9 protein-coding genes and 1 pseudogene are annotated in these 10,000 nt (G+C 62.6%); 6 read left to right on the top strand and 4 right to left on the bottom strand.

Annotated elements, in window-relative coordinates; translation table 11 throughout:
- From LDL37_RS06510 to LDL37_RS06535, 6 genes are all read left to right on the top strand, one after another.
- Window positions 1–331: DUF2608 domain-containing protein (locus LDL37_RS06510; protein ID WP_290795785.1), on the top strand; the 331-nt coding region annotated here is incomplete at its 5' end.
- A 5-nt stretch (window positions 332–336) separates the two neighbouring features.
- Entirely contained in the window at window positions 337–1,314 is a 978-nt protein-coding gene (locus LDL37_RS06515) for a nucleoside hydrolase (protein ID WP_366509218.1), read from the top strand.
- A 128-nt stretch (window positions 1,315–1,442) separates the two neighbouring features.
- A complete protein-coding gene (gene rhaT, locus LDL37_RS06520) occupies window positions 1,443–2,522 on the top strand; it encodes an L-rhamnose/proton symporter RhaT (protein ID WP_290795789.1) in 1,080 nt (359 codons plus the stop codon).
- A 210-nt stretch (window positions 2,523–2,732) separates the two neighbouring features.
- Window positions 2,733–3,794, top strand: a complete 1,062-nt coding sequence (locus LDL37_RS06525) for an ABC transporter substrate-binding protein (RefSeq protein ID WP_290795791.1) — start codon at window positions 2,733–2,735, stop codon at window positions 3,792–3,794.
- Window positions 3,795–3,966: 172 nt separating this feature from the next.
- The gene (locus LDL37_RS06530) at window positions 3,967–5,286 is read left to right on the top strand and encodes an amidohydrolase (protein WP_290795794.1); all 1,320 of its coding nucleotides are present in this window, start codon (window positions 3,967–3,969) and stop codon (window positions 5,284–5,286) included.
- A 187-nt stretch (window positions 5,287–5,473) separates the two neighbouring features.
- On the top strand, window positions 5,474–6,538 hold the full coding sequence (locus tag LDL37_RS06535; protein ID WP_290795796.1) for a PLP-dependent cysteine synthase family protein: 1,065 nt from the start codon (window positions 5,474–5,476) through the stop codon (window positions 6,536–6,538).
- 1 nt (window position 6,539) lies between these two features.
- Here the strand turns inward: LDL37_RS06535 and LDL37_RS06540 are convergent, their stop codons facing one another.
- From LDL37_RS06540 to LDL37_RS06555, 4 genes and pseudogenes are all read right to left on the bottom strand, one after another.
- Window positions 6,540–7,457 (bottom strand): intradiol ring-cleavage dioxygenase, encoded by a 918-nt coding sequence (locus tag LDL37_RS06540; RefSeq protein WP_290795798.1) that lies wholly within the window; start codon window positions 7,455–7,457, stop codon window positions 6,540–6,542.
- A 217-nt stretch (window positions 7,458–7,674) separates the two neighbouring features.
- On the bottom strand, window positions 7,675–8,667 hold the full coding sequence (gene virB11, locus LDL37_RS06545) for a P-type DNA transfer ATPase VirB11 (RefSeq protein WP_290795800.1): 993 nt from the start codon (window positions 8,665–8,667) through the stop codon (window positions 7,675–7,677).
- Window positions 8,664–9,761: a TrbI/VirB10 family protein gene (locus LDL37_RS06550; RefSeq protein ID WP_290795802.1), complete on the bottom strand. Its 1,098-nt coding sequence runs from the start codon at window positions 9,759–9,761 to the stop codon at window positions 8,664–8,666. The genes virB11 and LDL37_RS06550 overlap by 4 nt, the downstream gene beginning before the upstream one ends.
- 2 nt (window positions 9,762–9,763) lie before the next feature.
- Window positions 9,764–10,000 (bottom strand): annotated as a pseudogene (locus tag LDL37_RS06555) (conjugal transfer protein TrbG); the annotation flags it as partial.

The raw sequence follows: 10,000 nt of genomic DNA on the forward strand, positions 1-10,000 counted from the left end.
TCAGGACGGCGTCATGATGGTCGCCGGTCAGGACAAGGGCATTATGCTCCTGCTGTTGATGGGCAGCCTGGGTAGGTTCGATGCCGTCTATTTTGTCGATGATAGCCAGCGCAATATCGACAATATGGTGCGCGCGGCCAAGGTCACCAAAACCCCCCTCTATATCTATCGCTACACCGGCGTCCTGCCCAAGGTCGAGGCGCTGCATAAGGACAAGGCGCGCCTCAGCGCCGCTGATGCCGTGTCGGATGCGACCCGCACCGTCATGTGCCTTCAGGTGCAGTCCGAACTGTGCACCTACACCCACACGAGCGCAGACCCTTCGAAATGAGTAAGATGAAGATTATTTTCGACACCGATCCGGGCATCGACGACGCCATGGCGCTGGCCTATCTGGGGGCGCAGCCGCAGGCGGAGTTGCTAGCGCTGACGACCGTATTTGGCAATGGCGGGGTGGAGATTACCACGCGCAATGCCCTCTATCTGACGCAGCGTTTCGGCATCGACGTGCCGGTCTATCGCGGGGCGCATACGCCGCTGGTCCTGCCGGCGCCGACGCCCGCGCCGCACGTGCATGGCTATGACGGTCTGGGCGATATCGGCGCGATTGAGGGATTTAATGCCGACCCGCAGGCGACCTTTGCGCCGCAACGCATCGTCGAGCTGATCCGCGAATTTCCGGGCGAAGTGACGCTGCTGGCGGTCGGGCCACTGACCAATCTGGCTCTGGCGCTTGACCTTGATCCCGAAATCACCGGTCTGGTCAAGGAGGTGGTGATCATGGGCGGCGCCTTCGGTTGGGGCCCGCGTCGCGGCAATGTCTCACCGGTGGCCGAAGCCAATATTATCAATGACCCGCACGCGGCGGACAAGGTGCTGACGGCCAACTGGCCTGTCCGGGCCGTCGGTCTGGATGTCACCACCCAATGTATCCTGTCCACCGCAGCGGCGCGTGATCTGGGCCGCACGGCGGGTGAAACGGGGCAGTTCCTGTTCGACATCTCGCGTGGCTACGAAAAGCTTTATACCGAACGCGATGGCTTTGCCGGCTGCGCCATGCACGATGTGGCCGCCGCCATCGCCGTGTTTGAGCCGCACCTGTTCGGCTATGCGCGCGGCACGGTCCGCGCCGTGACGGACGGGATCGCCATCGGCCAGACCATTCTGAAAGAAGAAGGCCGCAGCTTCCCGCCGGGGCCCTGGGACGATCTGCCGGTGCAGGCCGTCTGCCGCGACGTAGATGTTGAGGGCGTGCTGAGCGCCTATCATTCGGTGCTGAGCGCCCACTATGGCGGGTTGAAAGCCGCCGTCTGATACCCAGAGTCATCGCCAATGACTCTGGGGCTGAGGACTCTTTGCGAAATTTTTAGAACGGCATTGCGTATATCGGGACATGAAGTTAGCATAAGCGGACAAAATCAATCATAAGGAAGCGTCCGCCTATGACTCCCAACCCGCTGATCGGCGTCTTTTTTCACTGGCTGGGCGGTCTCGCCTCGGCCTCCTTCTACGTGCCCTATAAGAAGATCCGACTGTGGTCGTGGGAGATATTCTGGCTGACCGGCGGCATTTTTTCGTGGCTGATCGCGCCGTGGATATTTGCCTATTTTCAGACGTCTGACCTGTTTGGCGTGCTGGGCGGGGCGTCCCCGACCACGTGGTTCTGGTGCGTCTTCTGGGGCCTGTTGTGGGGCTTTGGCGGCCTGACCTTCGGCCTGACCATGCGCTATCTGGGCCTGAGCCTTGGCATGGCGGTGGCGCTGGGCCTGACCACGGTAATCGGCACATTGGGCGAACCGATCTTCAGCGGCAAGATCATCGGCCTGATCCAGACGCTGAGCGGGCAGGTGACGCTGTTCGGGGTGCTGGTGGTGCTGGGCGGTATCGTGCTGGTGGCGCGCGCCGGTCACGCCAAGGAGAAGGAAGTCACCGAAGTCTCTGAAAGCCTGAAAGAATTTAACCTGACCAAGGGTCTGCTGGTCGCAGTCTTTTGCGGCATCATGTCGTCGTGTTTTGCCTTTGGCCTGGCCGCTGGTGCGCCGGTGCGCGAAGCCTCAGCCGCTGCCGGAACAGGCCCCCTGTGGGTCGGTCTGCCGGTTCTGTGCATGGTTTTGCTGGGTGGTTTGACCACCAATCTGGTCTGGTCCGGCTATCTGATCCTCAAGAATAAATCGGCTTCCGAATGGGTGGGCAAGCCGCGCGCATCTGCCGAAGACAAGGGCAAGATTCCGCTGCTGATCAACTATCTGCTGGCGGCGCTGGGCGGCACGCTGTGGTATTTCCAGTTCTTCTTCTACACCATGGGTGAAAGCCAGATGGGCGAATACGGCTTCTCGTCGTGGACGCTGCACATGGCCTCGATCATCCTCTTTTCGACCCTGTGGGGCTTCGCGCTGAAGGAATGGGCCGGGACTTCGGCCAAAACCAAGGCGCTGGTCTGGGGCGGTATCGCGCTGCTGGTCGGCTCGACCGTGATCATCGGCATCGGCAATATGCTGGCCGGGCAGGCGACCGGACACTGAGTCTGAATTAAAAGCAATCGAGTCGGTGATGAGGGCGGGCCTCCCTCTTCATCACCTTTTCTGATTTGTGAATTGAGAAATTATCACACTTAAAATGCGAAAACGGTTTGGACAAAATAAAATCATTTGAGTAGGAATAAAGGGCGCTTCTGGCGTATCCTGCCTCCCGCGGTGCAGTCTCCCTGTACCCCTCAACGAAGGTGACTTCCCATGTCCGTCAGGCCGTCTGCCTCGCCGACCGTTTCGCCTTCGGCATCGTCACAGATGCCGTCGCAACTGGTGTGGTATGCGCGTTGCCCGACCCTGACGGCCATGGGCCTTTTGGCGCATCGCGGCGTGTTGCAGCGGGAATTTCGACGCGATCCGGTCAATTTCGTCTCGGTGCGCGAAACCTCGTTGCCGTCGGTACGGCAGGGCTATCTCGATCATTCCTTGGCCAATCTGGTGCGCGAGGGCGATGCGGCCACCGCCCTGTGGTCCTATGGCCTGAATGAGCGTTCGCGGCTTCTGGCTATCGGGCACACCTGGCATACGGTGCTGGTTGTGGCGCCCGCGCGGTCATCCCTCAGCGACCTTGCCCACCTCAAAGGGCGCACGCTGGCCCTGCCGCGCGAAGCGGGCAGCTTTTCGCCGGCGCGGGTGCGCTCACTGCGCGCCTGGGAAAGTATTCTGGACGTCAGCGGTCTGAAACCGGCCGACGTGACCTTCTTTAATATCGTTGCCGGGCATCCTTCTACGCCTTTTGGCGACATTGCCCGGCGTGAAATCGAGGCCGTTATGGGCGGTCAGGCCGATGCCGGTCTCCTGTTCGGTGCCAAGGGGATCGAGCTGGCGCGCACGGCGGGCCTGAAAATCGTCCATGCGTTTGAGGCGGCGGATATCCGCAGCGATGCCCGGCTCAAGGGGCTGGTCGAACTGCGCACCCTGACCATCGACTACCCGTTTCTGGAGGCCAACGAGGCGATCGTGTCGCGGCTGGTTCAGGCTCTGGCCGGGGCCGCCGACTGGGCGCGCAGCTTCCCGAAGCAAGCCCTGTCGCACATTGCCGAAGAGGGCAAGGTCGAGGCCGAGGACGCGGTGCGGGCCTATGGGGACCTTATTCCTGAGAGCACCGCGCTGGGGGCCGAAGACGCGCGGCTGGCGGACATAAAAGGCCTGCTCGACTGGCTGAAACCGCGTCAGGCGGTGCCGGGGACGCTGGACCTCGGTGACTGGAGCCGTACCGATCTCCTGACCGCCAAAGAGGTTAAAGGCTTGAACGCCGTCGCCTGATCTATCCCCTTTATCAGCGATGGCTTCGGGGTGACGCGGTGTTGATCTGACACCACCGCGTCGCCGAAAAAGGCCCGGGAGTGGTGCCCCGGGCCTTTTTCTCATCTGCACCTGCCCTTGACAAGGCGCACGGCGCACCGCCTAGTTTATCTGTTGTTCTGAGGGGATGTCCATGCGCCGCCTGTTACCCGTACTGACCGCTGCCCTGATGGGGTTATCTATGCCCGCTCTGGCCGAGCCGGACTATGTTGCCGCCATCCGCGCCGACTATCAGAAGGACCTGGGGGCTATGTGGGACTGGTTCCACCGTAACCCCGAACTGTCCATGCTGGAGAGCAAGACCGCCGCGCGTATGGCCAGGGAACTGCGCGCCACCGGGGCCGAGGTAACGGAAAAGGTCGGGGGCACGGGCGTGGTGGCGGTGATCCGGAATGGTCCCGGCCCGGTCGTCATGCTGCGCGCCGATATGGACGGCCTGCCGGTCAAGGAAGCCTCCGGCCTTGCCAACGCTTCGACCGCGAAGCAGGTCGGCATGGACGGCGTTGAATACCCCGTCATGCACGCCTGCGGTCACGACACGCACATCACGGCCATGGTCGCCACGGTACGTCAGCTTCAGCGGCTCAAGTCGCAATGGAAGGGTACGGTCGTGGTGGTCATCCAGCCGGGTGAGGAACGCGTCATGGGCGCCAAGGCCATGCTGAAGGACGGCCTCTATACCCGCTTCCCCAAGCCCGACTACGCGCTGGCCTTCCACGTCAATTCGCAAATGCCGACGGGCAAGGTGGCCGCTTCGGAAAACATCCAGTATTCCTCGTCCGACTCCATCGACATCCACGTGCATGGCGTCGGCGCGCACGGGGCGTCGCCGCATCTGGGCAAGGACCCGGTCTATATCGGCAGCCAGATCGTTATCGCCCTGCAAGGGCTGATCAGCCGCGAACGCCCGCCGCTGAGCCCCGGCGTCATCACGGTCGGGGCCTTCCACGCGGGCAGCAAGCACAACATCATTTCCGATGCGGCTGAGCTTCAGGTGACGGTGCGCGCCAATGACGAGGTGACGCGCGCGCAACTGGTGGATGGCGTCAAGCGCGTGGCGGTCAATATGGGGCGCGTCAACGGCCTGCCCGATGACAAGCTGCCGGAGGTCAATGTCGTCGAAGGCACGCCGACCACCATCAATGACGCGGCACTGGCGCGCCGTCTGAACGGAGCGATTGCCGCGGCTCTGGGGCCGGACACGGTTGTGCCGTTCCAGCAGATGGGCATGGGGGCAGAGGACTTCGCCTATTTCGTTCAACCAGACCTCAAGGTGCCGGGCTATTATTTTGCGGTCGGCGGCACGCCTCAGGCGGCGTTCGATGCGGCGAAAGCTGGCGGCCCGGCGGTGGCTTCGCACCACTCGGCCCTGTTCAAGATCGACCCGGAAGCGACCATTGTCACCGGGGCATCGGCTATGACGGCGGCGGCGCTGGACCTGCTCAAGCCGTAATACCAAGGGTCATTGAAAATGACTCTTGGTATTCCATTCGAGAATGTCTCATGTCACTGACACATATGAGACATTTTCGTTTCTTCAATGGCCGGATGCGGTCAGCATCTTCGGCCGTTGGTATAAGGCAGGTGGCTATTGACTCCTGACCCCGCACGCGCTTTGTGCCGGTTTCAGGAGTAACGGGATGAGCAGGATGACACAGGTGCCGCGCGACTGGCTGATCGAGGCGGTGCGCCGCATCGAGGCGGATTTCAACCGTTCCTCCGACACGCACCTGATCCATCATGAGGTGGCGGCGTTTCCGGGGGTGCACCTCTATTTCAAGGACGAATCCTCGCACCCGACCGGCAGCCTGAAACACCGGCTGGCGCGCTCGCTGATCCTCTATGCCCTGTGCAATGAGTGGATCGGGCCGCAGACCACACTGATCGAGTCGTCATCGGGTTCGACCGCTGTCTCCGAGGCCTATTTCGCGCGCCTGCTGGGGCTGCGTTTTATCGCCGTGGTGCCGAAGTCGGTGGCGCAGGCCAAGATCGACGCCATCCGCTTTCAGGGCGGCGAGGTGCACGGCGTCGATGACGCAAACGCCGTCTATGCCGAGGCGCAACGTCTGGCCGATGAAACCGGCGGCCACTATCTCGATCAGTTCACCTATGCCGAACGGGCCACGGACTGGCGCGGCAATAACAATATCGCCGAAAGCCTGTTCAGCCAGATGACCGCCGAACCCTATCCGGTGCCGAGCTGGCTGGTGACCGGGGCCGGGACGGGCGGCACCTCGGCGACCCTGGGGCGCTACATCCGCTATCGCCGCCTGCCGACGCGGTTGTGTGTGGCCGACCCCGAAGGCTCGGTCTTCCATCGCCACTATCATGACCGCAGCGTCCAGATGATCGACCGTTGCGGTTCCTGCATCGAAGGGATCGGCCGCCCGCGCGTCGAGCCAAGCTTTATCCCGTCGCTGATCGACCGCATGGAGGTGGTGACAGACGCCCAGTCAATCGCCGCCGTGCGTCTGTTGTCGGAGCGTCTGGGGCGGCGCGTCGGTGGCTCGACCGGTACCAATCTCTGGGCTTGTGTGCGTCTGATGCAGGAAATGGCGCAAAAGGGCGAGACGGGCTCCATCGTCACCATTCTCTGCGATGGCGGTGAGCGCTACGCCGACACCTATTATAATGATGCGTGGCTGTCGGCGCGCGCCATAGACTGGCGCACGCCCTATGCCGAACTGAAAGTCATCCTTCAGTAGATCAGATTGTGATACCCAGTGTGACCGTTCCGGTATAGCCGTTTGTGGTGTCGCCGGTCAGGGCAATGGTCTGAGCCGCCAGTTGTGCGGCCGTGTTGTCGGAGAAGACATTGTCGGTTGAAAACGAAATGGCCGCCAGATTGCTGATCGAGGCGCTGTAACCGGCCACGCTGTTATAGACTGTCGAGCATACGGTGCGGTCCAGCGCGAACTGGCTGGTCTTGATTTTGTTGGCATAGGAAGTGGCCGACGCCAGACTGGGGTAAACCTCGACGTGGATGTGCGGCATACGGCCGGAGTAACAGCCGGGAAAAATGGTCGTAAACGTCACCTGACCATTGGCGTCCGTGACCTGAATGCCGCGCAGATAGTTCTGGGTTGTCGCACCCGACGAATAGAGCGAATAGAGCCCGTCGCGCGTGCAATGCCAGATATAGATGACATAGCCAGACAGGGCTGCGCAACCCAGACCGGAATTGACCAGCGTAAGGGTCAGTTTGAGCGGCAGACCCGGCGCGGTGCCAGAGGCTGACCCCACCGACGTGCGGATGTCGGAGCGGTTGATCCCGGAAAGGGCCAAGGCGTTGATGACGCTGCCCGACACGGTATTTGAACCGTCGCCCGGATAGGGGCCTTCGGTTTCGGTGGGGAAGGTCGTGCAGGTGCCGCTGGATGAACTGCTGCTCGATGCACTACTGCTGGAAGATGACGCACTGGAAGACGATGCGGAACTGCTGCTCACGCTTGTGGAGGTTGAGCCACCGTCGCCACCCCCACCGCACGCCGCCACAGAACTGGACCCGAAGGCCAGAGTTCCCAACATACCCAGCGTTCGACGACGGGAGACAAGCTGGATAAGGTCCTGAAGGCTGCCCTCGTCCTTATGATGGGGCGCTTCGGGGCGGTCGGAATGTGTCATGCTGATCCACTTACATTGATGAAGACTGACCTCATCAGTGACCGTGGATTACGGCGAATCTTGATATCTGAATATTTCCGGACGGTTACACAGACGCCAGATCATTATGATTTCTGGTAGAAACATAATGATCTGGATTTTTGTTTAGCCCTTCGCCGGGCGATGGCTGCGCTGCCTTGGCCGCCGCCTCAATGGCGGCTTGAGCGGAATGATTCCACTAGAAATCATTCCGCTCTAGGTGCGCGCGCGGCAGCATGATATCGGCAATACCTCGCTCGCCGCCCGCCTTGGACAACTGCACGACAACGTCGATCAGGCCGGACGCATAGGCGATGGTTTCGGGACGGGACAGGGCCATGCCGGTCTGCATCACCATCAGAGCGATCTGTTCCAGCGCGCCCTGTGGCGTATTGGCGTGCACCGTGGTGAAGGAGCCGGGGTGGCCGGTATTGATGGCGCGCAGGAAGGTCACGGCTTCGGCACCGCGGATTTCGCCGACGATGATACGGTCCGGGCGCAGGCGCAACGACGCCTGCAGCAGGTCGTTGACCGTCACCTTGGCTTCGCCCAGTTCGCCCTTGACCGCCACAAGGCCCAGCGCATTGGGCTGATGCACGGCGATTTCCGGCGTGTCCTCGACCAGAATGACGCGCTCTTCATTGGGCACAGCGCTCAAGAGCGCGTTGAGGAAGGTCGTCTTGCCCGACGAGGTGCCGCCGGAAATCAGGATGGTCTTGCGCTCGGTCACCGCCTGTTTAAGGAAGGCGACCGGATTGGCACGGGCGGCGCGCTGTTCGTCGGCCGGATTGCCATAGGCCGGGGCGCGGATAGGCCCGCGATCATAGGCTTCCAGCGGCCGGTTGACCATCAGGTGGCGGCGGATGGCGATAGCCCAGTGGCGTCGCGTCGCGGGTGGACCGACGATCTGTACGCGCTCACCCGACGGCAGGGTGGCCGCCAGCATGGGGTTTTCGCGGTTGATACCCTGATGGCTGATGCGCGCGATCTGCGCCGCCAGCCGGTTGAGCAGGCCGTCGTCGATGTCGGGCGCGTCAAAGCGCTGCATATGCGGCTGACCGCTGATTTCGACCCATACTTCACCGGGGCGATTGACCATGACCTCGGTCACTTCGGCGCGGTCGAGCCACTGCCGGAAGGGGGCCAGGTAGGCCTTCAGATAGACGCCTTCGGTCGGTAGGGCTTCGGTCATAGCGAGAAGTCGAGATCGCGGGAAACGAAGACCTGAATCGGCGTGCCCTGCGCCACGCGCACGGTCGGCCCGATCTTGGAATCCGCCTGAAGCGCGGCGGTGGCGGCGTTATTGGCCCCCTGCGCCGTGCCGATGACGATGGTGTTGCGGTCGCCACTGCTCGACGAATTGGCAAGGCCACCGATGATCGACAGCAGCATGGCCGAGCCGAAGCGCTTGAAGAAGTGCGTATCGACATCACCCGTCTGACCCGCCTGACCGAGATTATCGGTCGAAGGGTCGGTCAGGACGATGGCCGTGCCGTCCGGACGGATCAGGCGCGTCCAGGTGATGAACAGGCGGTTTTGCCCGCTTTGCAGACCTGACCGGTAAGACCCGATCAGACGCGAGCCGCGCGGGATCAGGACGCGCGAGCCGTCGAAGCTGCGCACATCGCGCGACACCAGCGCGCGCGTATAGCCGGGCAGGTCGGAATTGAGCGCGGTTTCGAGCACCGCCGGGATCAGGGTCCCTTGCGACACGGTGCGCGACGGCGTGGTGATGCGCGTGGCGCGCACCTGACGTGTCGGGTCAAGGCTGGTCAGGGCGGCCACCGAATTGCCATCCATCACATTGCCTTCGGCCTTTTGTGCCGGGGCAGCGGCTTGAGCGGCATTGGCCGCCGGATCGGGGTCGGGGGCCGAAACGTCGTAGATCAGAGCATTGGCGCGGGCATTATTGGCGTCGGCCACAGGGGCGGCTCCGCCCGCCTGAGGCGGTTGCGGCTGGGCTACGGGTGGGCCTTCGGGCAGGGCCACGGGCGGCAGTTCGACCACCGTGCCGTTCTGACCCGACGGCTGCGGCGCGGGTTGCGCCGGTTGCGCCTGCGGCGGCCGGGTTTGCGCCGCCTGACGGTTGTTGTTCATGAACACCAGAGTGAGCGCCCCCAGAAACACGGCGCCCATGATGCCACCGGCCAGCACCAGACTGTCTTTCAGGGTCGATTTCGAGGCCACCTGCGGCAGGGCATTGACCGAGGCAACGCCAAGGTCGGAACGGTCAAGGGTTTTGCGCGGATCGCTTTGCGGATCATGGGAGGGGAGACGGGTCTTCATACTCAGTCCTCCTTGCGCCCGAACCAGCCGGTCCGCTTTTTCGTCGTGGCGGCCGCATCGGCCTTGCGCAGGGTTTCGGGACGCGGCTGCGGCGACAGGGCGTCGAGCGCCGGCGGCACATAGGCGTCATTGTAAACCGTAGCCGTCAGGTCGCCCCGGCGCAGGACAAAGGCCGGGCCAACCTGTTCGATGACGATAAAGCCTTCGCGATAGCCGAAATTGACCAGAGCCTCCTTGCC

Origin of the sequence: Asticcacaulis sp. (genome assembly GCF_020217185.1) — a bacterium.
GTDB lineage: Bacteria > Pseudomonadota > Alphaproteobacteria > Caulobacterales > Caulobacteraceae > Asticcacaulis.

What these genes read in the sequence shown, in the direction of transcription:
- LDL37_RS06515 (WP_366509218.1), top strand. Translation starts at nt 337, where the DNA reads ATGAAGATTATTTTCGACACCGATCCGGGCATCGACGACGCCATGGCG.
- LDL37_RS06540 (WP_290795798.1), bottom strand. Translation starts at nt 7,457, where the DNA reads ATGACACATTCCGACCGCCCCGAAGCGCCCCATCATAAGGACGAGGGC.
- virB11 (WP_290795800.1), bottom strand. Translation starts at nt 8,667, where the DNA reads ATGACCGAAGCCCTACCGACCGAAGGCGTCTATCTGAAGGCCTACCTG.
- rhaT (WP_290795789.1), top strand. Translation starts at nt 1,443, where the DNA reads ATGACTCCCAACCCGCTGATCGGCGTCTTTTTTCACTGGCTGGGCGGT.
- LDL37_RS06530 (WP_290795794.1), top strand. Translation starts at nt 3,967, where the DNA reads ATGCGCCGCCTGTTACCCGTACTGACCGCTGCCCTGATGGGGTTATCT.
- LDL37_RS06525 (WP_290795791.1), top strand. Translation starts at nt 2,733, where the DNA reads ATGTCCGTCAGGCCGTCTGCCTCGCCGACCGTTTCGCCTTCGGCATCG.
- LDL37_RS06535 (WP_290795796.1), top strand. Translation starts at nt 5,474, where the DNA reads ATGAGCAGGATGACACAGGTGCCGCGCGACTGGCTGATCGAGGCGGTG.
- LDL37_RS06550 (WP_290795802.1), bottom strand. Translation starts at nt 9,761, where the DNA reads ATGAAGACCCGTCTCCCCTCCCATGATCCGCAAAGCGATCCGCGCAAA.